Raw genomic sequence first — 25,107 nt, forward strand, 5'->3', positions numbered from 1 at the left:
TCTTACCATCAGTTCTTGTCGGGACGGCGGGTAGCCAGCACCATTTTGAAATGATTCTCGTTGGCGATGTTCAGCACCCTGACAATCTCCCGGTAGGGAATCGACTCGTCCGCATACAGTGCCACATACATTTCCGGTTCCTTCTGCGCGCATTCCTGCAGAAAAGGTGTCAGTTCATCCATGGTCAACGGCATTTCGTCTTCATTGCCGAACGCCCCGTAGTAGTTCAAATCCTTGTCAATAATCACACGTGCCATCGGTTTGGCCGAAGTCTGTTCCGAGCCTTGCGGCAACAACACCTTGATGGCATTCGGTGAAACCATGGTAGAGGTTATCATAAAAAATATCAGCAGCAGAAATATGAGGTCGGTCATAGACGACATACTGAAGCTGGGCGATATTTTCTGTCTTCTCTTCAATGCCATACGCTCTCTTATTTATCTTTCGATTCGTTCAGCAGGTCCATGAAAGCCATGGTACGGGCTTCCATCTGGCTGACAACTTTATCCACACGATATACCAGGTGATTATAGGCAAACATGGCGGCAATACCGACCACCAATCCACCTACGGTAGTAATCATGGCCTCGTAAATACCGCTCGACAACAGTGTGATATCGATGTTATTTCCCGCATTGGCCATATTCCAGAAGGCACGGACCATACCGGTCACTGTCCCCAGGAAGCCTAACATCGGGGCACCGCTGGATACGGTCGCGATAATGGAAAGTCCGTTCTCCAGTTTGGCCACTTCAATGTTTCCCGTATTTTCAATGGCTGCCTGTACATCGGCTACTGGACGGTCCATACGCGAAATACCTTTTTCAATCATCCGGGCAGCCGGTGTATTGGTCATCCGGCAATAATTGATGGCCGATTTCACCTCACCGGTATTGATGTAATCGCGGATACGCTCCATGAACAAAGGGTCATCTTTGCCTGCCTTGCGGATGGTTATCGCCCGTTCAAAGAAGATATAACAGGCTATCACCGACATCAAGGCCAGCACAATCATAATCCATCCACCCTTACAGGCCATATCCCAGAGATTCATCTGAGGTTCACCCGAAATTTCGGTCAGTACCGGGTTCATGCCCGATACGGTATCGGCTACGCCCTGGGCAGCAGCCACTAACATAGTTGTCATCATCAGCAGAGGCAGTTTTTATATTCTTCAATGGTTTTCTTCAATCCCAGATACAGGGCATCACAAATCAAGGCATGACCGATAGACACTTCGTCTACCCATGGAATATTCTCGTGGAAATATCTCAGATTCTCCAGGCTCAGGTCATGACCGGCATTCAGTCCCATGCCAAGTTTGCGTGTAGCCTGTGCGGCTTCTATAAAAGGAGCGATGGCAGCTTCCGGATTTTTCGGATAAGCCGAAGCATACGGTTCCGTATACAGTTCCACCCGGTCGGCGCCGGCCTTTGCCGCATATTCAATCATCTCCACATCTGTACCCACGAAAATAGAAGTACGGATGCCGGCATTGCCGAACGTATCCATCAGTTCGGTCAGGAAACCCAGGTTGTCTTTCGTGTTCCATCCGGCATTCGACGTAATCTGGTCGGGAGCATCGGGGACGAGTGTCACCTGGTGAGGTTTCACCTTCAATACCAAATCGATGAATTCCTTCGACGGATATCCCTCGATGTTGAACTCTGTTTTCAACAAGGGACGGAGCGCGTAGACATCGGCATAGCGGATATGACGTTCATCCGGGCGCGGATGTACCGTAATCCCCTCAGCACCATAAGCCTCGCAGTCCAATGCCACTTTTTCCACGTCGGGATTATTCCCTCCGCGCGCATTGCGTAAGGTAGCTACCTTGTTTATATTCACACTTAATTTAGTCATATTGCATTAAAATTTATATCTTTGCGTCAACAACGTGCAAAGTTAGCAGGTTTTGTGAGAAACTTGTCACGTTATTGACAGAATTTATCGATAAAAAAAGCTATCAGACATGCAAAATACCTTACGTTTCGCACTTTTCGGGAATGCCTTTCAGGCTCATAAATCGGCCCACATTGCTCATCTGCTGGAGATTCTCCGCCGCAAGGAGGCACAAATCAGCATCAGCAGTGAATTCCATGATTTTCTGCGGCATCACACCCGGACAGACCTTGGCGGACTGGAGGTTTTCGAAGGGAATAATTTCTCGGCAGACATGGTCCTGAGCATCGGCGGCGACGGTACCTTCCTGAAAGCCGCCAGCCGGGTAGGCAACAAGGAGATTCCGATTCTGGGCATCAACACAGGGCGCCTGGGATTTCTGGCGGATATATCTCCCGACCAGATGGAAGAGACGTTCGAAGAAATCTACCGGGGAGAATACAAGGCGGAATCCCGACGGGTACTGAAACTGACGTGTAACGGACAGGTACTGAAAGGCTATCCGTACGGACTGAATGAAATAGCGATTCTGAAAAGAGACAGTTCCTCCATGATTACCATCCACGCCTACATCAACGGCGAACTGCTGAACGTCTATCAGGCGGACGGACTGGTCATCAGTACCCCGACAGGGTCTACGGCCTATTCACTGAGTGTCGGCGGCCCCATCCTGGTTCCCCAAAGCGGCACCATCAGCCTGACTGCCGTAGCCCCGCATTCGCTGAACGTACGTCCCATCGTCATCCGCGATGACTGGGAAATCACCCTCGATGTAGAGAGCCGGAGCCACAATTTCCTGATAGCGGTAGACGGACGCAGTGAGACCTGCCGCGAAGGGACCCGCCTGACTATCCGCCGGGGAGAATACTTCATCCGTATCGTAAAGCGTTGCCACCATTCTTTCTTCAACACCCTCCGCGACAAGATGATGTGGGGTGCGGATGCACGTTCAGCTTCCTCTGAATTTTAACTTCATTTCAGCCAGGTAGCCCGCTTCCACAGATACTCCATCGGGCCATGTGTATGACGTTCCAACCACCAGCGACAGAAAAAATACTGCAAAAAGAAGAGAAAGATACCCACCAGAAAACTGGCAGTTATCCCCAAATAACAGTGTAACCCAAATCCCCAGTTATAGAACAACATCGAACCGATGATGCTTTGTGTGATATAATTCGTCAGACTCATCTTGCCATAAGGAATAATCTGTAATAACAGACGATTCAGATTGGTCCGGTAAAAAGCCGAAATAACAGCCGAAACCAGCAACAACATGAAAGAGAATTTGGAGAGTGAAGTAATAATCAGCAGTAAAGGAGTACGCAAAGAAGGATTATCCACAAAAGCCGGAAGCATGTTCCCCAAGCCATATAACGGGAAGAAAGCTACAAGGGAGCCGCACAACACCTTATTCCATATCTTCAGATTCTCTTTCAGGAACAAACCTTTCCGACCAGCCAGATAGCCAAACAGGAAAAGAGCAGCGGTCTGGAATACCCGACCATTATCCCAGGCCCATGCCAGACTGAACAACTGTCCCTCCCACAGATTCACTTTAAGAGTCTGTAAGAATGTTCCATGCGCCTGAGCTTCGGAAGTAGCGCTCCAGAAACTTCCTGTAGGCAAAGTCGGAACCACAAACGAAGAATCGACACAGGCCCGAATGGTATAATAAAGAGGCAAAGGCTGAATCAACAACAGACAAGCCAGCCAGAAAATCACCTTATCCTTCAACCGACAAGTCAACGGCAAAATAAAACCTACCAACGAATATAACACCAACACCTCTCCCGTAAAAAAAGAAGCGTTCAGATTTCCAATCAGGAACAACAGGACAAGCCGCCAACAAAAACGAAGCCGGAAATCACGTCCACGCAAACGCTGGTTATCATATTGGATAAAAAAGCTGAATCCGAATAATAAGGCAAAAACAGCGTATGCCTTACCTCCCAGCAAGAAAAAAAGCCCATCCCAAATAGCCTTGTCTGAAAAAGCAAGCCAGACGCTACGTCCTGCCGTATCAGGATACGAATAAAAATTGAAATGTTCGATAGAATGCAGAAGAATAATCCCCATAACTGCCAGCCCACGCAATACGTCTACCACATCTACGCGTCCGTGTTTCTCCAGTGTTTTTTCCATAGTAAAAATAGATTCATATATAATTCATAATATTCATTCTCAGCCGTTTTCACCTCCCCTTCCGGCACATTGACTGAAATGTCTGTCAGAAAGCCATGAACAATCAAGAATGAAAAGACGGATGTGAACAAAATCTGAGACAAAGATAATAAATCAGCCAGAATATTCCGTACGCTTCGAGACTGTATCCTCTATAGTATGAAAAATGTTTCCACTCTGACCAAACAATCAGATTGTAATATTTTTTTATCGTACCAACAAACGGGCGGACAGGAAACAGAAAACATCTTCACATTTCGTCTCGAACATGAGAATGTATCATACAAAACGAACTCACGTTTTGACTAAAACGTGAAGACATTTTCCGAACAATTATAGTATACTGATAACCAGGCTATTCCTTCTAAAGGAATCTAGGAAATTTAAAGATATTCCGGGAGTCGGCTCAATTTCATACTGTTAGAACCTTTTACCAAAATAAAATACTTTTCCGGACGATGGGATTCCAAGTCAGCAATCACAGCATCCACATCGGCAAAATGCTCATAATGAGAAGTCGCAGCCGCGAACTCACTTCCTACCAGTAAAACACGTTCGAATCCACATCCATCCACAAAGTCTATTATTTTCCGGTGTTCTTCCAGGCTTCCCGTTCCCAACTCCTTCATATCACCCAAAATTACCATTTTATGAGCAGCCTCCAATTGGCAGAAATTCTTCAATGCAGCCATCATGCTGGTGGGGTTGGCATTGTAGGCATCTACAATCAGCCTGTTCCGACCAGTATCTACCAACTGAGAGCGGTTATTCTGAGGTACATAATCTGCCAAAGCCTGACAAACCTGTGTCGCACTAACTCCGAAATAAGTTCCGATAGCAGCTGCTGCCAGCGCATTATCCAAATTATACGAACCGATAAGGTGAGTCTGTACAGAATGAGTCTCACCGGCAGCCGTCCAGTCAAATGCCAAAAATGGAGAACAACCTGTTAACTGTCCGCTCACAAACAACCCTGGAGTCTGGCCATAACGTATGCACGCCAATCCTTGAGCAATGCCATTCAGGTACGGATTCTCATGATGCAGGAAAACGACAGAATCGTCTTTACCGCGTAAATAATCGTACAATTCTCCTTTGGTACGGATTACTCCCTCGAATGAGCCGAAACCTTCCAGGTGCGCTTTCCCTACATTAGTAATAATACCATAATCCGGTTCGGCTATGTGTACCAGTGCCTTGATCTCCCCCGGATGATTGGCCCCCATCTCTACCACAGCCAGTTCATGTTCCGATGTCAGACGGAGCAACGTCAGCGGTACACCGATGTGGTTATTGAGATTTCCCTGCGTATACAGCAGGTTATATTTCTGCTTCAGAACGGCAGATACCAGTTCCTTCGTCGTAGTCTTTCCGTTGGTTCCTGTGATACCGATGATACGGGTACCCAGTTTCCGGCGGTGATAGTTGGCCAATTGCTGCAAGGTCTTCAGGCAATCGTCCACCAACAGGATACGGCTGTCTGTTCCGGCATATTCCGGATTATCCACTACCGCATAGCGGCAACCCTGCGCCAACGCCTGTGCCGCAAACCGGTTTCCATCAAACGAAGCCCCCTTCAAGGCAATAAACAGGGAACCGGCCGGACAATTCCGGCTATCGGTCGTCACCCCCTGACATTCCAGAAAACATGCATACAAAGCTGAGATTTCCATTGTCTGTTCTTAACTGATTAGTTCTTTTGATTCATTTCCACTCCGACAACGGGCCGTCTCTATCCCCATCTTCAAAAGGCAGACAGTCCAAAGAGCAGACAAAGATAACTGAAAAATCATTCATGAAAGCGTAAAAAACAAATTATTGTATGTACATTTGCAGCGCCAAGAGGACCGTATCATGAAAAAGACATTCACCAAATACATCAATGTAAACGGACGACTGATGGACTTGTCGTACCCGCAAGTCATGGGGATTCTGAATCTCACTCCCGACTCTTTCTATGCAGACAGCCGGAAACAGAGCGAAGCGGAAATAATCGCCCGTGCCCGCCAGATTTGCGAAGAGGGAGGAAGCATCATCGACGTAGGCGCCTACTCTTCCCGCCCGAACGCGGAGCATATTGCTGCCGGAGAAGAGATGGAACGGCTACGGAAGGGATTGCAGATTATCCTGCGCGAGCAACCGGATGCGGTCATTTCGGTCGACACGTTCCGTGCCGATGTAGCGCGCATGTGTGTAGAAGAATATGGAGTAGCCCTTATCAACGACATTTCTGCCGGCGAAATGGATGCAGACATGTTCCCGACCGTTGCCCGGCTGGGGGTACCCTACATCCTGATGCACATGCAAGGCACTCCACAGACGATGCAGCAAGCCCCTCATTACGACAATCTGCTGAAAGAAATCCTTTTGTATTTCGCCCGGAAGGTACAACAGCTACGTGATTTGGGTGCCAAGGACCTGATTATCGACCCAGGGTTCGGATTCGGGAAAAACCTGGAACATAATTATGAACTGCTGGACAAGCTGGACGAATTCCAGATTTTCGAACTGCCCCTGCTGGTAGGAGTTTCACGGAAATCAATGATATATAAGTTATTAGGTGGAGGGCCGGAAGATGCGTTGAACGGTACGACCGTCATCAATACCCTGGCACTGGACAGGGGAGCGGATATTCTGCGCGTCCACGATGTGAAAGCAGCCACAGAAGCCGTACAGATTTATGCTGCCATGAAAGGACTGAAACCTACAGAAGACTAACCTGTTTACAAACTATAGACCATGACTTTTGACATCAACATTCTCAGTCTGAAAGACATACTCGACATCCTGCTGGTAGCGTTCCTACTCTACAAGACCTACAAGCTGATGAAATCATCAGGTTCCATCAATATCTTTATCGGCATCCTGGTATTTATCGTCATTTGGGTCATCGTCTCGCAGGTGCTGCAAATGCGTCTGTTAGGTTCTATTTTCGACAAACTGGTGAGTGTGGGAGTCATCGCCCTGATTGTACTGTTCCAGGATGAAATCCGCCATTTCCTGTTGACACTAGGTTCCCGCCATCGCAGCAGCAGCTTCTTCCGTTTTCTGAAAGGCAACAAGAAAGATACGACCGACAAGGAAGACATCATGCCGATTGTCATGGCCTGCCTGAACATGAGCAAAGGAAAGGTAGGTGCCTTGATTGTCATCGAACGGAGCTTACCGCTGGACGAGGTGGTCCGTACCGGAGACATCATCGACGCAAACATCAACCAGCGCCTCATCGAAAACATCTTCTTCAAGAACAGTCCGCTGCATGACGGTGCCATGGTCATCAGCAACAAACGCATAAAAGCCGCGGGATGTATCCTGCCGGTATCGCACAACCTGAATATCCCCAAAGAACTGGGGCTCCGCCACCGGGCTGCCCTGGGAATCTCACAAGAAACCGACGCCATGACCATCATCGTTTCCGAAGAGACAGGAGGTATCTCTATCGCTTACAAAGGAGAGTTTTACCTGAAACTGACCGCCGAAGAACTGGAGCGCATGCTGACCAACGACAGTGATTCGCAGAATTAATTCAGCATCAGATTCATGAATGGCCGTTCGTCTCTGAACAGGCTTTCCGTCAGTCCCGCAAGGGTATAAGGTTCGTAATCGATATGCTCATCGCGCCCTTTCCGGCAGGCTCCCTGTTCCAACAGATAAAAACCGTTGTTCTCCGGAATAGCCTCATCACCGGTCACTTCCAACGCCCAATACCGGTCGGGATAACGGACTGCATACAGCCGGAGGATTTCCTCCACACGAATCAGACGAGCCATTCCCAACGCATATCCTTCATCGGGACCGGCCGGCAATATCCGGCGCAAGGCACCCGCTTCGTAATACCGGAACAAAGCTTTCAGCATCCGACGTTCATCCGCTTCCGTATCGGCCAACAATTCCTTTACGGTAAGTTCGCCCTCCTGATACTTGCAGAAAACCAAGGCATGGATGTTTCCGCCCTCCTCGCCGACAAGCACCTCTCCCCCATCCAACCGATGGTCGGCCGCTATCACCTGCCAGTCTTCGGACGAATGCTGGATGCTGCAAGGCTGTTTATAACCTTGTTCACACGCAAAGTGAACAAGGTTTTCCGGCAAAGATTTTAACAAGTCTATTCTTCTGATTTCCAATGTAGATAAAGAGTTATCAACAGGTAGCGAACAGGCTGTTAATAACTTTTCCTGCTGCCTGAAACAAACCGCATAACCCGAACGGGCATAATACTGCTTCAGCCCCTCCTCGGCAGGTATCAACGTACTCAGACAGATTCCCTGCCGGTACATTTCACGGTGTGCTTCCGCCAATAACCGACGCATCAGACCGTGCTTCCGGTAAGACGGATGAGTACAGGCTCCCGATATATAAGCTACCGGAATCACTGTACCGAAACAAGTCAGGGAATAAGGCACCCGCTGAAGTGCGGCAACTACCCGTCCATCCATTTCTATCGCACTGTTTATCTCGTCCGTATAACGCATCCGGAAATACAGGTCGACAAAATCGTCCGTATCCTGGAAGCACAACTTCCATAACTGTTTGACCTGTTCACGCATACTCATAGCCATGTAACGATGTATTTCTCCAACAGAATTTCGGGCTGGTAAGAAAGTTTGGCTTTCCGTAACCCTTCCAAGCCCAAATCCTCCTCCCGGTTGATGTAAACATACTGTTCCGGCAGATGATTGGCAAATTCGTAATTAATCATGGCATAAGCCCCTTCGATGTCAGTATCGGCTTTCTCTACACAGGTATCAAAAGTCTCCTGATTGATAGCCCCTCCGAAAGTGAAGGCCACGATATCACCATTGACGTGCAGCACACCGCCTACCACATCCAGTTCCGACAAATGTGGCAGTACCTGTCCCATGAAACGGCGTTCGTCCTGCAAAGCCTCGTTCTCGGCACAATCATTTGCCTTACACCAGACGCTTTCCAGACGAAGACATTCGGGAACCAGTTCCGGAGTCAACGGTTTGTATTCATAGTCGGGATACATCGCCCGGAACCGGTTGATATGATTACGTTTAGGCTGGAACTTCTTTCCCCGCAACGTAGACAAATCGGTATGCAGGTATACATAATCGAAGAAATCACGGTCGGCCTCGAAAGAAAGCTGGTCCGGGTAAGCGGCTTTCAGCTCATCACACATATCCAGACAGACCCCCAACATACGGAAAGGTGCCTGCAACGCACGGGCATCTTCTCTAAGCGCTTCGATGACCGGGAGAATATCCCCTTCTCCCACAGGCATCATATAAACCGGTTCATCGTCCAGATAAAATCGGAACAGCAGGAAACCGTTCATCTCGGCAATCTGTGTACGGTAAAGGAAACGCCACCCGTACAGGTTCACAAACGACAAGTCACAGTTCCGACGTAGGCTAGTTAATGTATAACGCTGGACCCTTTCCTTATCTTCCAGTTCAATCGGTCTGAATGCAATCATATTAGTTTCTCGAATATATCATTAGTCAAATATCAATATAAGCCCAGCAAATGCAGGATGGTAGGAGTCAGCAAAGCTGTCAGAATGCCGTTCAAGGTCAGTCCCAAACTGGCATAAGCTCCGTATTTACCGCTCACTTCCATGGCCCGGCTGGTACCTACCGCATGCGAAGCGGTTCCCATAGACAGTCCCTGTGCAATAGGGCTTCCCACATGGCCTACCTGCAGTACCTTGAAGCCGCAAATGGCTCCGAACAGTCCCACGACAATCACTACGGCTGCCGTCAGCGAAGGAATTCCTCCTACCGCATTCGATACTTCCATGGCAATCGGTGTAGTTACCGACTTCGGTGCCAACGACATGATAACCTGCGGCGAGGCTCCCATCAGTTTGGCGATGACCGTAACGGCTACCAGTCCGACAATACAGCCAGCCAACTGAGAAACAATGATAGGCATCAATTGTTTCTTGATCATCCGTAATTGCAGGTATAAGGGGACTCCCAAAGCCACAACAGCCGGTTTCAACCAAAACTCGACCAGAGAACCGGCCTCGGAATATTTCTCATAAGACACGCCTGTGAATTTCAGGAAACAAATCAACAGGGCAATCGCTACCAGGATAGGATTCAACAGCACCCATCCGGTTTTCTTCTGAAATACCTTCGACAGAAAAAAGAAGCCAAACGTAATGGCCAGCAAAAAAAACTTATTTTCTAAAAAATCCATACTTACGAACCAATTGATGTACCCAACCTGTAACGACCAACACCAGTACGGTACTTACCAGTGTGGCAATGACTATCGGCCAAAACTCGGCGGTGATGATATCAAAATACAGCATCAGCGCCACTCCCGAAGGAACAAAAAAGAAACCCAGATTAGCAACCAGGAAATCGGACAAGCCTTGTACCCACTCCAGCTTAATCCAACCCAGTTTCAAGAAAAGGGTAAGCAGCAGCATGCCGATGATGCTGGAAGGCAAATGAATGCCCGTCAGATAAACAATCAGCTCACCCAAAGCCAAACATCCGAAAAGGATGGAACATTGACGAATCATACCTTAAAAAATTAATATTGAAAACGGGTGCAAAGTTACACTTTTGGAGATAACTCCGGATGAAAATCCTGTCAATTTATTTCACCCCTATTCAAACAGTTGTTTTTTGCATCTTTTAAAGCAAAAAAATCCGTTTTTGTAAACTTCATATTGCAAAAATGAGTACATTTGTAGCACAGAAAAAGGAGGTGCCCAGCCCCCTCTACATATTTTTACGATTCTATCGACAATTTTTAACAACAAGATAAACCAACATGGATTTAATTAGTCAAATCGTCGAACGCGCTAAAGCGAACAAACAGCGCATCGTTCTTCCGGAAGGAACAGAAGAACGTACCTTGAAAGCTGCCAATCAGATATTGACAGACGGTGTTGCAGACCTGATTCTCTTGGGTAATCCCGATGAAATCATGAACCTGGCCAAGGAATGGGGCTTGGGTAATATCCACAAAGCTACTATCATTGACCCGGAAAATCATCCGAAAAAAGAAGAATATGCACAGTTATTGTGCGAACTCCGTAAGAAGAAAGGCATGACAATCGAAGAAGCCCGCAAACTGGTTCTCGACCCGTTGTATCTGGGCTGTCTGATTATCAAGGCCGGCGACGCTGACGGACAGTTGGCCGGTGCACGGAACACAACAGGTAATGTATTGCGTCCTGCCCTGCAGATTATCAAGACTTCTCCGGGTATCACTTGTGTATCAGGTGCCATGCTGATGCTGACACACGCTCCTGAATGTGGTGATAACGGTGTTATCGTTATGGGTGACGTAGCTGTAACTCCGGTTCCCGATGCTTCACAGTTGGCACAGATTGCCGTATGTACAGCCCGCACAGCTCAGGCCGTAGCCGGAATCGACCCGCGTGTAGCCATGTTGAGTTTCTCTACCAAAGGCTCAGCCAAACACGAAGTGGTAGACAAAGTCGTAGAAGCATTGCGTATCGCCAAGGAAATGGATCCGGCCCTGAAGATAGACGGCGAAATGCAGGCCGATGCCGCTTTGGTTCCGAGAATCGGATCAAGCAAGGCTCCGGGTTCAGAAATCGCAGGTAAAGCCAACGTATTGGTAGTGCCTTGTCTGGAAGTAGGTAACATCTCTTACAAACTGGTAGAACGTCTGGGTCATGCTACTGCCATCGGTCCGATCCTGCAGGGTATCGCCCGTCCGGTGAACGACCTTTCACGCGGTTGCTGCATCGACGATGTATATAAGATGATTGCCATTACAGCCAACCAGGCCATCGCTGCTAAAGCACAAGAATAATCCATCTTGATGATTATTTTCAACCATAACAAAAGACACAAAGGATAAGCACCTGCAAGAGACGGGAGCATATCCTTTGTGCCTTTCCATTTTTATTATAAAAACACACATCAACCCATATGAAAATATTAGTACTCAACTGCGGTAGTTCATCCATCAAGTACAAAGTATTCGAGATGACTACAAAACAAGTCCTGGCTCAAGGAGGTATCGAAAAAATCGGTCTGCCTGGCTCATTCCTGAAACTTACTTTGCCAAACGGCGAAAAGAAAATCATCGAACGTGACATCCAGGAACACGATGCCGGTGTACAGTTCATCTTCGAAATCCTGACCAGCCCGGAATACGGTATCGTAAAGAGCCTGCATGAAATCAATGCGGTAGGACACCGTGTACTGCACGGAGGTAGCAAATTCAGCGCTTCTGTACTGATTGACCAGGACGTTATCAACGCTATCGAAGAATGCTGTGACCTGGGCCCGTTGCACAACCCGGCCAACCTGAAAGGTATCTATGCCGTTCAGAAGCTGTTGCCTGAACTGCCACAGATTGCCGTATTCGATACTGCTTTCCATCAGACTATGCCTGACTATGCTTACCTGTATGCACTTCCATACAGCTATTACGAGAAATATGGCATCCGTCGTTACGGTTTCCACGGAACTTCTCACCGTTACGTTTCCAAACGTGTATGTGAATACCTGAATATTCCGCAGGAAGGTACACGTATCATTACCTGCCACATCGGTAACGGTGCCTCTGTAGCCGCTATCAAAGACGGAAAATGTATCGATACCTCCATGGGATTGACCCCGTTGGAAGGTCTGATGATGGGTACCCGTTCAGGTGACATCGATGCAGGTGCACTGACTTACATCATGAAAAAAGAAGGCTTGAGCGCAGACGAACTTTCTACCCTGCTCAACAAGAAGAGCGGTGTGCTGGGTATCTTCGAGAAATCAAGCGACATGCGTGAACTGGAAGACGCTGTAGCCCGCAAAGAAGAACGTGCCATCCTGTGTGAAAACATGTACTTCTACCGCATCACCAAATACATCGGTGCCTATACAGCTGCCATGAACGGTGTAGACCTCATCGTATTTACCGGTGGTGTAGGTGAAAACCAGACAACTGCCCGCTCTGGCGTATGCAAGACCTTGGGTTATCTGGGTGTCAAGATAGACATGGAAAAGAATAAGGTACGTGGAAAAGAAGCAATCGTTTCTACAGATGACTCTAAAGTCAAAGTCCTGGTTATCCCGACCGACGAGGAACTGATGATTGCAATGGATACTGCCGATATCTTGAAGAACCGTCAATAAGACCAGACTTCCAAAGTTTCTATACTAAAAAATATGCCGCTCTCCCTCCAAGGAAAGCGGCATATTTTTTAATATAACGGAAACATCATTCTACGGAAGTCTCTCCCTCGATATATTGCTCCATAAACAGGTTTTCACCATCGAAAACAGCATAAGAAAATTCCGTAATCCAGTCGCCCAATATCATCATACGGGTAGAACGGCTCAGCATCAAATCGAGCATAATGTGCCGATGACCGAAAATAAAATAGTTGATGGTAGGGTGCTCCTTCAAGTATTCTTTCGTAAAGCAGACTAAAGGCTCCTTGTCTTCCCCCATATATTCCGGTTCACGCCCGTCTTTCCGTTTCAGTCTGCTGTGTTTGGCCCACTCCAGGCCCAATTCGACACTCCACCGCGGATGAAGGGCAGAAAACAGACACTGTAGGGTCCGGCTATGGAACATGGCCCGGAGGAACTTGAACTTACGGTCATCATCACCCAATCCGTCACCGTGAGCCAGGAAAAATTCTTTTCCATAAATCTCACAAGTAAGCGGTTCCCGATGAATAATGACCCCACACTCCTTTTCCAGGTAATCTCCGCACCAGATATCATGGTTGCCGATAAAGAAATGTATTTCCACCCCCAAATCGGTCAACTCCGAAAGCTTACCCAAGAAACGGGTATATCCTTTAGGCACCACCAACTTGAACTCATACCAGAAGTCGAACATATCGCCCAACAGATACACTGCCGAGGCATGGTGCTTGATACTGTCCAGGAAATTCACTAACCTGCGTTCCTGTGTACGTCTGTGCGGAATGGCCCGGGAACCCAAATGAGCATCCGACAGGAAATAGACATTCTTCATCGTTCCTTCCATAAGCCTTACTCTTTATAGGAAACCCAACTCCAGTTTGGCCTCCTCAGTCATCATATCCTTATCCCACTCCGGCTCAAACACCAGATTCACCTGTGCCGAAGTAACCCCCTCTACGGATTCCACCTTCTGACGGACATCCTCCATGATGAAATCAGCAGCAGGACAGTTGGGAGCTGTCAGAGTCATATCAATTACCAGTTCACCATCGTCCGCCAGATCAATCTTATAAATCAATCCCAAATCGTATACATTCACTGGAATCTCCGGGTCGTATACCGTTTTAAGCATATCGATGATGCCTTCTTCTATCTTCAGTTTCACATCGTTGTCCATAAATCGAACTATTTTTTGAATTACTTTGCAAATGTAATAAAAAAAGGCAGATAACAAAAGAAGGGGTCAGAGTCTTCCCTCATCGGCATAACTGTAATACGTACCGTCAGAGACTACGACATGATCCAGCAAACGGATATTCATCACTTTGGCAGACTGGAACAGGGCTTGAGTGAGCCTGTCATCATCCGCACTCGGCCGGACATTCCCGGAAGGATGATTATGGGTAAGTACCAGCGAAGTGGCTCGTTTCAACAAAGCCTCCCGCAAAATACAACGGATATCCACTTGGGTAGAAGCCCATCCTCCCTGACTGATTTTCACAGGCTCAATAACTTTCGAGGCCTGGTTGAGCAGCAAAACCCAGCATTCCTCGACCGCCAGGTCGCACATCAACGGATGAAAAAAAGCATAAATATCTTTCGAACAGCGTATCTGCTTCCGCTCGGAGGGTTCTTCGTCCTTGCGTCTTCTTCCCAATTCGGAAGCAGCCAGAATAGTAATAGCCTTGGCAGGACCAATGCCTTTGTACCGGCACAGTTCATCAACAGTCCGTTTCCCCAGTTCACCCAACCGGTTGTTACAATCCTCCAACACCTTCCGCATCAGTTCCACAGCCGAAGATTCCGCACTTCCTGAACCTATCAAGATAGCCAGAAGTTCAGCATTACTCAATACGGATGCCCCATGAAGCAACATTTTCTCACGCGGACGGTCCTCTTCCGCCCATTGGTTGATTGCCAGTTTCTTTGTCATGTCTACATACAGCAAGCCGGAATCCGGTTCGCCTGCAGACCGGACTCCTACTTATTTATAGAAATTCTTCTCAAAAGCAGAAAATTCATCTTTTCCCAGCACACAGCGTTTCCACCAGGCACGCAGAAAGCCTGTACCGTATCCTGTCAATTGAATAAACGCTGCCGCAACCGAAATTATCCCGATTTTCAGACTCTTATTCTGAACCGTAGCAGCCAATAAGATGATTAACGCAAAGGCAGCCAACAATAACAGGCTCCAGGGACAGGCCAACGAAGCCAACAGGACCAGCATTACACCGACAGTAAACACAGCCGGAAGCATGTGTACCAACTTCAACGACTCGGGATATTTCTTGTAAAGATTGATACGGGCAATTCCCGAATTATGTACTTGCTTAAAGAATTTCTTCAGATCCGTCCGGCGTTTATGCCAAACCCAAGCTCCCGGGAACAGCCGGCACCGGTATCCCCCTTTAAAGATACGGATACTGAAATCGATATCTTCGCCGAAACGCATTTTTGAGAAGCCACCCAAAGCCCGGTACACATCAGCCTTGATACCCATGTTGAAACTCCGTGGGTAAAACTTGTCCATCTTCTTTTTCCCTCCCCGGATACCGCCGGTAGTAAAAAACGAAGTCATGGCATAATTAATGGCCTTCTGGACATCGGAGAAAGATTCATGAGCCCGGTCAGGACCACCGAAAGCATCGGCCGGTTCCCGGTTCAGTTCTTCTTCTACAGCCTCCAGATAACCCGGCGGCAAGATACAATCCGAATCCAGGACTATCAGATATTCCCCGTTACTCCGTTCCGCTCCGTAATTACGGGTCTGCCCCGGTCCGGAGTTCGGTTTCGTGAAATAACGGACAGGCAGAAGCCGGGCATATTTCTCAATGACCGCTGTACACGGTACGGATGAACCGTCTTCTACAACAATCACCTCAAAATCTTTGAAACGCTGGTCGAGCAAACTCTGCAACAGTTCGTCCACCTCATTCGGACGGTTATAGACAGGAATAATCAAAGAATATTTCATAAGCGGATGTTTCTGTTTTATAAACACAAAGATACACCTTTCTTTTTTACCTACCGACTGACGGGAAGATTAATTACCGGAAATATCCGGGATAAGACTCCGGCCAACTGCCTAAAAAAACATTTTTTTCTTATTTTTCTGTTACAAATGATATAGCTTTACGTTTACCTTTCTGAAAACAAACAGTACCATCCACAACAAAACATGAGCAAAGAGACACTGACATCCACTTTTACCGAACTGAGAAAAAGCTTCTTCAGGCTGGCCATGCGGTTTCTTTCCAACCAGGAGGATGCGGATGATACCCTACAGGAAGCCTTCTTCCGGCTATGGAAACATGCCGACCGGATAGACACCCCGGAAGAAGCAGAGGCTCTGACCATTGTAACTGTAAAGAACCTGTGCATCGATACATTGAGGAAAAAGAGCCACCTGCATACCGTTGAACTGGACGAAGGCAGAGACGATGCCGTCGCCGAATCGGCAACAGACACCCTGGAAAGGGAAGAACGCTTCAAGGCTGTAGAACGTATCATCGAACAAAGACTGACACCCCTTCAACGACAGATTCTGCACATGAAGGAGTACGAAGGAAAGGAATATGACGAAATAGCCGCCAAACTAGGCATGCAACCTCCGGCGGTTCGCATGCAACTATCAAGGGCCAGAAAAGAAATCAGAGAATGTTACTTAAAACAAATGGAACGATGAAACAAGACGAACGAACACTGCAACAATGGAAAGATTTGGCTGCACGCTATTTCGAAGCGGAGACGAGTCCTGCTGAGGAACAAGAGTTGGCTTACTTCCTGACTACTCCTGCCTCACAGGACAGAGAGTTCGATGAAATCCGGGCAGTCATGGGTTACCTGGCTACCGGACGGATGTACCATCGGAAACGGAAATCTTCCGCCTTCCGGTATGCTGCGGCTGCCGCTGTCATCGGTCTATTACTGACAACCACCGTCTGGCAACTGGCCCAAAACAGAAATGTCTGTGTAGCCTACATCTACGGAGAGCGCTGTACCGATACGGAAACCGTACTGACAGAAGCCCTGAAATCCATCGAAAAAGTACGGCAAGAGCCGCAGGAGGAAACGATTCTTCAAGAGCAGCTTTCAGACATTTTCCAGACACTGGAAGAAAACGATACTTTAACCATAACCGATACCCCACACTTATGATACGACAAACAATCCTATCAGGAATACTTCTTCTTCTCGCACTTCCGCTAGCAGCCCAACAGGGAATGCATGTGGAAGAACTCTTCGATGGCCGGTTCAAAAAAGACCATCGGGCCGTAGAAGTCCTCATTAAAGGGAAGGAACTGAAAAAATATCATCTGACACTGTTCCGGAGCCTTACAATCAGCAATGCCCCCGAGGTCTTCGAAAAGATGGAGGCCTTGGTCAGAAAAGATGCCGTCCATGCAGTAGACAAGGAAGTAGGAACCATCAGCAACCGTCTATACTACGGCTTCTACTGTTTCCCGGCTCAGAACGATACTTTCCGTTACTTGTTTTACCGGAATACGGCCGCAAAACCTGGTTCCGAAAAACAGCCGGAAGCTACCCTGGTATATATGGAGGGTAAAGTAACCTTGGAAGAGCTCAAACAAATGTTTCAATGAATGACAAACAATCAAAACTTCACGATATGAAAAGAATGATTTTACTGGCAACAGCCTTTTTGGCTACAACCGGGATGTATGCCGCACAAACAGATTCACTGACAGTCACAAACACAGTACAAATTGAAGCACCCAACCGGGTAACACTCACACAGTCGGACAATCAGCTGACTATCGACATTGAAGGAGAAAAAGGGAATCCGGAATTCCGTTATACCCGCCAGGTAAACATCTCCTCTTCAGAGCCTGTAGTCACCAAAGAAAGAAACAGCAATTGGGATTTCAACATACCTTTCCGCAAGCAAAAAAAATCCAGCCGATACAAACAGAACGAATTCGTAATAAAAGACTTCAAACTCGGACTGTCAAAAGTCATGAACGCCCCTGCCCAGCTTGATGCCAATATGGCCTCATCCTGGGAAATCACCACACCGTCACTGGGATGGGCCTATTATCCCTGGCATTCAAACACTTCGTTCTCCATCGGACTAGCCTGCAGCTGGCGGAACTACCGGATGACCGGGAAGAACCGTTTCATCAAAGAAGGGAGCGAAATTGTCCTGGGCAGCTATCCGGAAGGAGCAGACATCGAGTTCTCGCGCATCAAAGTATTCAGCTGGTCGGTTCCACTGATGTTTAGCCATGAATTCGAAAATAAACTCGGCTTCAGCCTGGGAGCCATCGTCAACTTCAACACCCATGCCAGTCTAAAGACCCGTTATAACCTAGGGGATGAGAAGGTCAAGTTGACCGACAACAACATCCACCAGACTCCCGTAACAGTCGATTTCCAGGCGTCAATAAGCTGTAAGGCTGTAGGTATCTACGTAAAATACAGCCCCTGCAATATCCTCGACACCTCATACGGTCCTAAATTCTCGGCTCTTTCTGCCGGAATCATCCTGTTCTAAGAGATATTAAAAAGACAGCCATCCTTACTTTGGGGCAAGGATGGCTGTCTTTTTTATTGGATGTATCTAGGATTATGCTTTCACACGACCTACGTAAGAACCGTCACGAGTATCTACTTCGATGATTTCATCCTGGTTGATGAACAACGGAACACGTACAGTAGCACCTGTTTCTACAGTAGCAGGTTTCGTAGCGTTGGTAGCTGTATCACCCTTCAGACCCGGTTCTGTGTAAGTAACTTTCAACTGAACCTTTACCGGCAATTCAGCGAACAGGATAGTTTCTGTAGAAGCGTCAGAAACTACATCGATAACCATTTCTTCTTTCAGGAAGTCAACACCTTCAATCAAGTCATGAGCGATAGGTACCTGTTCGTAAGTTTCCTGGTTCATGAAGATATAGTCATCACCTTCCTTATATAAATACTGGTAAGGACGACGTTCTACACGTACATCTTCCAATTTCTCACCGATATTAAAACGACGTTCCAACACGTAACCGTCTACAACATCTTTCAGTTTTGTACGCATGAATGTGTTACCTTTACCCGGTTTTACATGCAGAAAGTCGATACAGAAATACAGCTTACCGTCCATACGGATAGCAGTTCCGATTTTAATGTCTTGAGCGTTAATCATAAGTTGAATACTTTTATTTATGTTATTTTATGGATTTGTTCCCTTGAAAACCGGATGCAAAATTAATCTAAATCGGGAAAAAACGCAAAAAGATTTGTCTAAAAATGATTTAGCGCTTGGTTTATTTAAAAAAAGTCACTAATTTTGCAGCCCGAACGCATGGAATAATAACATAAATAGTATATACGAAAATGAAAAGAACATTCCAACCCTCTAACAGAAAGAGAAGAAACAAACACGGTTTCCGTGAAAGAATGGCTACCGCTAACGGTCGCCGAGTATTGGCTGCACGTCGTGCCAAAGGTCGTAAAAAACTGACAATCTCTGACGAGTACAACGGAGTGAAAGCTTAAAACCGTGCTTGAAGGAAAAGATTCAAGAAAAGCCGTAGAATGCTGAGAGAGCATTTTACGGCTTTTTCTTCTTTATCGGCCGGCCGGCTACGCAAAAACTCTAAGGCACGATATAGCTGTGTTCGGATTAAAAATTGTATCTTTGCCCCGAATATTATACCGATACATCATAATATATAATATGGTTACACTGAAAGACTTTTTTTCATTCAAGAACAACCGCTTCTTCTGGCTGAACCTCATCGCCATGGTGGTAGTGATTACTGCAATCATCGTCGGAACTCTCTTCTGGCTGGACAATTATACGCATCACAACCAGTCATACCTGGTTCCTAACGTGAAGAACCAGACACTGCCCGAAGCAGAACAGGCACTGACGACCCAGAAACTGAAAGGAATCGTCATCGATTCTTCTTATGTAAAAGGAATGCCTTCAGGTATCATTCTGGAACAGACACCAGCCGCAGGTTCACGCGTCAAGGAAGGGCGTACTGTCTACCTGACCATCACTACAAACGACGTACCGCTGGTAAAGATACCAGACCTGATAGACAACAGTTCACTCCGACAGGCTGAAGCCAAACTGAAAGCCATCGGTTTCAAACTGACCGAACCGGAATACGTATCAGGCGAACAGGACTGGGTATATGGTATCAAGTACCGTGGAAGAAGTCTGAGAGCCGGTGACAAAGTGCCTTACGAGGCCTTGCTGACCCTTTCTGTAGGAAATACGGCCATCAGAGATTCACTGAGTACGGATTCACTCAACCTGGATATAGACTTGGGCACCTCGGATGATGAACCTCAGGTAGACGATTCATGGTTTTAACTTCACCCACTGAGCGCAGTAATATGGCAGAAGAATACATCGAAGAACTGGAGAACGACATCCTGGAAGACATCGAACCTTTGAACGACCCTGCTACCCTGTACGAACATTTCCGGGTAGTGGTAGACAAAGGACAGTCACCGGTACGCATCGACAAATACCTGTTTGAAAGACTTGTCAATTCCTCACGCAACCGCATCCAACAGGCAGCGGATGCAGGATTTGTCATGGCCAACGGGAAACCGGTAAAGAGCAGCTACAAAGTCAAGCCGCAGGATGTACTGACCGTCATGATGGACCGTCCGCGTTACGAGAATGACATCATTCCGGAAGATATTCCACTGAATATAGTATACGAAGACGAGGATTTGATGGTCATCAACAAGCCTGCCGGACTGGTCGTACACCCGGGATGCGGCAATTACCACGGAACCTTGGTGAACGCCATCGCCTGGCACCTGCGCGACGTACCGACCTACAACCCCAACGACCCGCAGGTAGGACTGGTGCACCGTATCGACAAGGATACTTCCGGACTACTGGTGGTAGCCAAAACCCCCGACGCCAAAACCAGCCTGGGCCTGCAGTTCTATAACAAGACTACCAAACGGGAATACAACGCCCTGGTATGGGGCATCATCGACGAGGATGAAGGCACCGTCACCGGAAACATCGGACGAAACCCGAAAGACCGGATGCAGATGGCAGTCATGTCCGACCCTACCCAAGGGAAACACGCCGTAACACATTATCAGGTGCTGGAACGTCTGGGCTATGTTACCTTGGTAAAATGTGTACTCGAAACCGGACGTACCCACCAGATACGCGTACACATGAAATACATCGGCCACACCCTGTTCAACGACGAACGGTACGGCGGCCATGAAATATTGAAAGGAACGCATTTTAGTAAATACAAACAATTTGTAAACAACTGTTTCGACATTTGTCCCCGACAAGCGCTTCACGCCAAGACGTTGGGCTTCGTGCATCCACGCACCGGAGAAGAGATGTTCTTCACTTCCGAACTGCCCGAAGACATGACCTGCCTGCTGGAGAAATGGAGAACATATATCAGTAACAGAGAAGAATTATGAAACGTACCATTGCTATCATAGCAGGAGGAGACTCTTCGGAACACGAAGTCTCCATGAAAAGTGCAGAGGGTATCTACTCGTTCATCGACAAGGAAAAATACAACCTCTACATCGTAGAACTGACCAAGAAATATTGGGAGGCTCTTTTGCCGGACGGAACACGTACACCGGTAGACAAGAACGATTTCAGTTTCCAGGACAACGGGAACAAGATTATCCCCGATTTCGCATACATCACCATCCATGGGACTCCGGGTGAAAACGGTATCCTGCAAGGGTATTTCGAACTGCTGGGTATCCCCTATTCTACCTGCGATGTACTGGTATCGGCCATGACCTTCAGCAAGTTCACCCTGAACCAGTACCTGAAAGGATTCGGCATCCGTGTAGCGGAATCCATGCTGGTCAACAAACGTCACGGCATCAGCGACGAAGATGTGGTAGAGAAAATAGGTCTGCCCTGCTTCATCAAGCCCAACGCCAGCGGTTCCAGCTTCGGAGTGACCAAGGTAAAGACCCGCGAACAGATACAGCCGGCACTCGAAGCCGCTTTCCAGGAATCGGACGACGTCATGATTGAAGCTTTCATGGACGGTATCGAACTGGCAAACGGCTGTTACAAGACTGCAGAGAAATCAGTGGTCTTCCCGATAACCGAAGTGGTCAGCCAGAACGAGTTCTTCGATTACAATGCGAAGTATAAAGGCGAAGTAACCGAAATCACTCCGGCCCGCCTCAGCCCGGAACTGACCGACCGGGTACAGAAACTCACTTCGGCCATCTATGACATCCTGGGCTGCCGGGGTATCATCCGGGTAGATTACATCATCACCGAAGGCGAGAAAATCAACATGCTGGAAATCAATACGACTCCGGGAATGACAGCTACCAGCTTCATTCCGCAACAGGTAAAAGCTGCCGGTCTGGACATCAAAGACGTCATGACCGACATCATCGAGAGTCACTTCTGATAAACAGATTACCGCGTCAACGGTAACAGGCGCAGAGCCTTGGAAATCCTTTCCTACGGCTCTGCGTTTTTTTTATCCGATAAGGAGTATCCGGATAAGGAAGCACTTTTACGGGCACTCCTTGCAACATCAGAAAAAAGTTTCTATATTTGGACAAACTAAGCAAAAATAAGATTCCTATGAATATACCTGCTGAATTTGATGAAATCCGTCCATACGAACCCGAAGAACTTCCACAGATTTTCGAGGAACTGATAGCAGATCCCGCCTTCCAGGCCGTAGTCTCTTCCGTTCTGCCGAATATCCCTTTGGAAAAGATATTCGCCACACTCCGTCAGTGTAAGACCAACCTGGATGTCCAGAAAAATATCTTCTATTCCTTACTGCACGGAATCATAGACAAGCACAGCGACGGATTCGACCTGGACGCTTCCGCCATACCGGACAAACAGGCTTCCCATACATTCATTTCAAACCATCGCGATATTGTACTCGACCCGGGCTTCCTTTCCGTAGGCCTGCTGGACAACAGTTTTCCCACGACAGTAGAAATTGCCATCGGCGATAACCTGCTCATTTATCCCTGGATCAAGAAACTGGTACGGATCAACAAATCCTTCATCGTACAGCGTACCCTCAGCATGCGTCAGATGCTGGAATCGTCTGCCCGCATGTCACGCTACATCCATTTCGCCATCACAGAAAAGAAAGAGAACGTTTGGATTGCACAGCGCGAAGGACGTGCAAAGGATTCGGACGACCGCACCCAGGAAAGTGTCCTGAAAATGCTCGCCATGGGAGGCGGCGGACACATCATCGACCGGTTGAAAGAACTGAACATCGCCCCGGTATCAATCTCTTATGAATACGACCCGTGCGATTTCCTGAAAGCACAGGAAATGCAGCAGAAGCGGGACATTCCGGAATTCAAGAAGAGCCAGGAAGACGACCTTCGGAACATGCAGACGGGTATCTTCGGTTACAAAGGACACGTTCATTTCCACGTGACCGCCTGCATCAACGAAGAACTGGAACAGCTGCGGAACCTGCCGAAAACCGAAATATTCACTCGCATCGCCCAACTGATAGACCGGAGAATCCATGCCAACTACCGGTTATACCCAGGAAACTATATCGCCTGCGATGAACTGGAAGGAAACAACCGCTATGCCGACAAGTATACAGCTGCCGACAAGGAGCGTTTCGAGACTTACCTGCAGCAGAAACTGGCCTTGATTCAGCTACCGGACAAGGACGAAGCGTTCTTGCGCAACCGGATACTGACCATGTATGCCAACCCAGTCATCAACCACCGGAAAGCGACGGAAGAATGAACCGGTTACTTGCCTATACTTTCTTGACAATTCTCCTGCTTTTATGCGGAAGCTGCCAAGAAGACGATTATGTCTATCCGGATGTACTGACTGAACTGGCAGAAGCGCAGACGAATGATAAAGGTACATTGACCTACCTGCTCACAGATAAAGGAGACAAATACCGGGTATTGGAACGGGAAGGACTGGAAGGGCTGACTCCTGATTCCATTTACCGTGCCTTGTGTGTTTACCAGGTGACCGATACACAGGGGAAAACGGTGCAGCTCTATTCCGCCCAAAAGGTTCTGTCCATGCTTCCGAAACCGGCTTCCGCCTTTACGGACGGAGTACGGACAGACCCGTTGGACATCCAGAGCATCTGGTTGTCAGGGAGGTACCTGAACATGGTACTGCTTCCGATGGCCAAAGACAAGAGCCACATCTATCACTTTGTGGAAAACGGTCTGACCCAGCGTACTGAAGGAGGCAACCAGCTGGAACTGACCCTCTATCATGACCAGAACGGCGACTACGAGGCATTTACCCGAAAGACCTATCTTTCGATACCGCTTTGGGAATACGGTGACAAGTTAGGTACCGGCGACCGGATAATCCTGCACATACGGACTTATCAAGAAGGAGAAACCACCCGAGAATTTATGATACCCTAATCCATAACCCATTGAAACAACTTATGATTAAAACCTTATATTTCATGTTTTTCGTGTGTATCGCTCTCATCGGACTGATGGCCTGCACACCCAAGCAACAAGACAAGTTCAAGAATCTGTCTGCCGACGAATTTGAAGATTACCTTCAGAAAGACTCTATCCAGCTGGTCGATGTGCGGACCGTTGCCGAATATACGGAAGGACACATCCCAGGCAGCCTCAACATCAATGTACTGGACGAACAGTTTGCTGCCAACGTAGACGAACTGCTGGACAAGAACCATTCTGTAGCCGTATATTGCAAAAGCGGCCGACGCAGCCGGAATGCCGCCCGTATCCTGACCAAAAAAGGGTTTCACGTAGTCAATCTGGACAAAGGATTCGAGAACTGGAAAGAGTTGGACAAACCCATTGAGAAATAAGACATTAACAACGCCCAAAAACGAACGGACATTTCAAGTGAAACATGCGCACGTTTTACTTGAAATGTCCGTTCGTTTGTATGAAAACGTCCGTTCATTTT

General features: G+C 47.6%; 30 protein-coding genes. 16 read left to right on the plus strand and 14 right to left on the minus strand.

Annotation, left to right across the window (positions count from 1 at the left end; translation table 11 throughout):
- Positions 1–8 precede the first annotated feature (8 nt).
- From C510_RS0112375 to C510_RS0112385, 3 genes are read right to left on the minus strand one after another with little or no spacing between them, the layout of a single operon-like run.
- A complete protein-coding gene (locus tag C510_RS0112375; RefSeq protein ID WP_025892775.1) occupies positions 9–425 on the minus strand; it encodes an ExbD/TolR family protein in 417 nt (138 codons plus the stop codon).
- An 8-nt stretch (positions 426–433) separates the two neighbouring features.
- Positions 434–1,150, minus strand: coding sequence for a MotA/TolQ/ExbB proton channel family protein (locus C510_RS0112380; RefSeq protein WP_018711658.1), 717 nt, complete (start codon positions 1,148–1,150; stop codon positions 434–436).
- A complete protein-coding gene (locus C510_RS0112385; protein ID WP_018711659.1) occupies positions 1,150–1,863 on the minus strand; it encodes a pyridoxine 5'-phosphate synthase in 714 nt (237 codons plus the stop codon). Before C510_RS0112385 ends, C510_RS0112380 begins: the two co-directional genes overlap by 1 nt.
- A gap of 109 nt (positions 1,864–1,972) precedes the next feature.
- On the opposite strand from C510_RS0112385, the gene C510_RS0112390 reads away from it, so the two are divergent.
- Positions 1,973–2,872 carry an NAD kinase gene (locus C510_RS0112390; RefSeq protein WP_018711660.1) on the plus strand — a complete coding sequence of 300 codons (900 nt, stop codon included), beginning with the start codon at positions 1,973–1,975 and terminating at the stop codon, positions 2,870–2,872.
- A 2-nt stretch (positions 2,873–2,874) separates the two neighbouring features.
- Here the strand turns inward: C510_RS0112390 and C510_RS0112395 are convergent, their stop codons facing one another.
- Together C510_RS0112395 and C510_RS0112400 are read right to left on the minus strand one after the other, a co-directional pair.
- Positions 2,875–4,044 (minus strand): DUF418 domain-containing protein, encoded by a 1,170-nt coding sequence (locus tag C510_RS0112395; protein WP_018711661.1) that lies wholly within the window; start codon positions 4,042–4,044, stop codon positions 2,875–2,877.
- A gap of 422 nt (positions 4,045–4,466) precedes the next feature.
- Positions 4,467–5,756, minus strand: coding sequence for a UDP-N-acetylmuramoyl-tripeptide--D-alanyl-D-alanine ligase (locus C510_RS0112400; protein ID WP_018711662.1), 1,290 nt, complete (start codon positions 5,754–5,756; stop codon positions 4,467–4,469).
- Positions 5,757–5,937: 181 nt separating this feature from the next.
- On the opposite strand from C510_RS0112400, the gene folP reads away from it, so the two are divergent.
- Positions 5,938–6,801: a dihydropteroate synthase gene (gene folP, locus C510_RS0112405; RefSeq protein WP_025892769.1), complete on the plus strand. Its 864-nt coding sequence runs from the start codon at positions 5,938–5,940 to the stop codon at positions 6,799–6,801.
- A 21-nt stretch (positions 6,802–6,822) separates the two neighbouring features.
- Entirely contained in the window at positions 6,823–7,608 is a 786-nt protein-coding gene (gene cdaA / locus C510_RS0112410) for a diadenylate cyclase CdaA (RefSeq protein WP_018711664.1), read from the plus strand.
- On the opposite strand, the gene C510_RS0112415 is transcribed toward cdaA, so the two are convergent.
- The 4 genes from C510_RS0112415 to C510_RS0112430 are packed head-to-tail and all read right to left on the minus strand — an operon-like array spanning position 7,605 to position 10,582.
- Positions 7,605–8,642, minus strand: coding sequence for a GNAT family N-acetyltransferase (locus C510_RS0112415; protein WP_018711665.1), 1,038 nt, complete (start codon positions 8,640–8,642; stop codon positions 7,605–7,607). The two genes, cdaA and C510_RS0112415, sit on opposite strands and share 4 nt — an antisense overlap.
- Positions 8,633–9,523, minus strand: coding sequence for a DUF2156 domain-containing protein (locus tag C510_RS0112420; protein ID WP_018711666.1), 891 nt, complete (start codon positions 9,521–9,523; stop codon positions 8,633–8,635). The genes C510_RS0112415 and C510_RS0112420 overlap by 10 nt, the downstream gene beginning before the upstream one ends.
- A 32-nt stretch (positions 9,524–9,555) precedes the next feature.
- Entirely contained in the window at positions 9,556–10,251 is a 696-nt protein-coding gene (locus C510_RS0112425; protein WP_022340638.1) for an LrgB family protein, read from the minus strand.
- Entirely contained in the window at positions 10,232–10,582 is a 351-nt protein-coding gene (locus C510_RS0112430; protein WP_018711668.1) for a CidA/LrgA family protein, read from the minus strand. Before C510_RS0112430 ends, C510_RS0112425 begins: the two co-directional genes overlap by 20 nt.
- Positions 10,583–10,836: 254 nt before the next feature.
- Between C510_RS0112430 and pta the strand changes: the two genes are divergently transcribed.
- Entirely contained in the window at positions 10,837–11,850 is a 1,014-nt protein-coding gene (pta, locus tag C510_RS0112435) for a phosphate acetyltransferase (RefSeq protein ID WP_018711669.1), read from the plus strand.
- Positions 11,851–11,969: 119 nt separating this feature from the next.
- On the plus strand, positions 11,970–13,172 hold the full coding sequence (locus C510_RS0112440; protein WP_018711670.1) for an acetate kinase: 1,203 nt from the start codon (positions 11,970–11,972) through the stop codon (positions 13,170–13,172).
- An 85-nt stretch (positions 13,173–13,257) separates the two neighbouring features.
- Here the strand turns inward: C510_RS0112440 and C510_RS0112445 are convergent, their stop codons facing one another.
- From C510_RS0112445 to C510_RS0112460, 4 genes are all read right to left on the minus strand, one after another.
- Positions 13,258–14,025 (minus strand): UDP-2,3-diacylglucosamine diphosphatase, encoded by a 768-nt coding sequence (locus C510_RS0112445; RefSeq protein ID WP_025892764.1) that lies wholly within the window; start codon positions 14,023–14,025, stop codon positions 13,258–13,260.
- Between the two features lie 24 nt (positions 14,026–14,049).
- Positions 14,050–14,370 (minus strand): iron-sulfur cluster assembly protein, encoded by a 321-nt coding sequence (locus C510_RS0112450; protein ID WP_018711672.1) that lies wholly within the window; start codon positions 14,368–14,370, stop codon positions 14,050–14,052.
- 66 nt (positions 14,371–14,436) lie between these two features.
- A complete protein-coding gene (gene radC / locus C510_RS0112455; protein WP_022340640.1) occupies positions 14,437–15,126 on the minus strand; it encodes a RadC family protein in 690 nt (229 codons plus the stop codon).
- 51 nt (positions 15,127–15,177) lie between these two features.
- Entirely contained in the window at positions 15,178–16,167 is a 990-nt protein-coding gene (locus tag C510_RS0112460) for a glycosyltransferase family 2 protein (protein ID WP_018711674.1), read from the minus strand.
- 204 nt (positions 16,168–16,371) lie between these two features.
- On the opposite strand from C510_RS0112460, the gene C510_RS0112465 reads away from it, so the two are divergent.
- From C510_RS0112465 to C510_RS0112480, 4 genes are read left to right on the plus strand one after another with little or no spacing between them, the layout of a single operon-like run.
- On the plus strand, positions 16,372–16,878 hold the full coding sequence (locus C510_RS0112465) for an RNA polymerase sigma factor (RefSeq protein ID WP_018711675.1): 507 nt from the start codon (positions 16,372–16,374) through the stop codon (positions 16,876–16,878).
- Positions 16,875–17,351: a hypothetical protein gene (locus C510_RS0112470; protein WP_018711676.1), complete on the plus strand. Its 477-nt coding sequence runs from the start codon at positions 16,875–16,877 to the stop codon at positions 17,349–17,351. The genes C510_RS0112465 and C510_RS0112470 overlap by 4 nt, the downstream gene beginning before the upstream one ends.
- Positions 17,348–17,797 carry a DUF6108 family protein gene (locus C510_RS0112475; protein ID WP_022340644.1) on the plus strand — a complete coding sequence of 150 codons (450 nt, stop codon included), beginning with the start codon at positions 17,348–17,350 and terminating at the stop codon, positions 17,795–17,797. The genes C510_RS0112470 and C510_RS0112475 overlap by 4 nt, the downstream gene beginning before the upstream one ends.
- Before the next feature lie 26 nt (positions 17,798–17,823).
- Positions 17,824–18,708: a hypothetical protein gene (locus C510_RS0112480; protein ID WP_022340645.1), complete on the plus strand. Its 885-nt coding sequence runs from the start codon at positions 17,824–17,826 to the stop codon at positions 18,706–18,708.
- 72 nt (positions 18,709–18,780) lie between these two features.
- Here the strand turns inward: C510_RS0112480 and efp are convergent, their stop codons facing one another.
- Entirely contained in the window at positions 18,781–19,347 is a 567-nt protein-coding gene (gene efp, locus C510_RS0112485; protein WP_018711679.1) for an elongation factor P, read from the minus strand.
- Positions 19,348–19,538: 191 nt separating this feature from the next.
- On the opposite strand from efp, the gene rpmH reads away from it, so the two are divergent.
- The 7 genes from rpmH to C510_RS0112520 all read left to right on the plus strand — a co-directional run bounded on the left by rpmH (position 19,539) and on the right by C510_RS0112520 (position 25,006).
- On the plus strand, positions 19,539–19,700 hold the full coding sequence (gene rpmH, locus C510_RS17190) for a 50S ribosomal protein L34 (protein WP_022130338.1): 162 nt from the start codon (positions 19,539–19,541) through the stop codon (positions 19,698–19,700).
- Positions 19,701–19,881: 181 nt separating this feature from the next.
- Positions 19,882–20,529: a PASTA domain-containing protein gene (locus tag C510_RS0112495; RefSeq protein WP_018711681.1), complete on the plus strand. Its 648-nt coding sequence runs from the start codon at positions 19,882–19,884 to the stop codon at positions 20,527–20,529.
- Positions 20,530–20,552: 23 nt separating this feature from the next.
- Positions 20,553–21,626 (plus strand): RluA family pseudouridine synthase, encoded by a 1,074-nt coding sequence (locus tag C510_RS0112500; protein ID WP_018711682.1) that lies wholly within the window; start codon positions 20,553–20,555, stop codon positions 21,624–21,626.
- On the plus strand, positions 21,623–22,597 hold the full coding sequence (locus C510_RS0112505; protein ID WP_018711683.1) for a D-alanine--D-alanine ligase: 975 nt from the start codon (positions 21,623–21,625) through the stop codon (positions 22,595–22,597). The genes C510_RS0112500 and C510_RS0112505 overlap by 4 nt, the downstream gene beginning before the upstream one ends.
- Positions 22,598–22,776: 179 nt before the next feature.
- Positions 22,777–23,931: a hypothetical protein gene (locus tag C510_RS0112510; RefSeq protein ID WP_025892757.1), complete on the plus strand. Its 1,155-nt coding sequence runs from the start codon at positions 22,777–22,779 to the stop codon at positions 23,929–23,931.
- The gene (locus tag C510_RS0112515) at positions 23,928–24,584 is read left to right on the plus strand and encodes a NigD1/NigD2 family lipoprotein (protein WP_018711685.1); all 657 of its coding nucleotides are present in this window, start codon (positions 23,928–23,930) and stop codon (positions 24,582–24,584) included. Before C510_RS0112510 ends, C510_RS0112515 begins: the two co-directional genes overlap by 4 nt.
- Positions 24,585–24,607: 23 nt before the next feature.
- Positions 24,608–25,006 (plus strand): rhodanese-like domain-containing protein, encoded by a 399-nt coding sequence (locus C510_RS0112520; RefSeq protein ID WP_018711686.1) that lies wholly within the window; start codon positions 24,608–24,610, stop codon positions 25,004–25,006.
- The last annotated feature ends 101 nt before the right edge of the window (positions 25,007–25,107 follow it).

This window comes from Phocaeicola barnesiae DSM 18169 = JCM 13652, assembly GCF_000374585.1.
In the GTDB taxonomy this organism is placed as follows: Bacteria; Bacteroidota; Bacteroidia; order Bacteroidales; family Bacteroidaceae; genus Phocaeicola; species Phocaeicola barnesiae.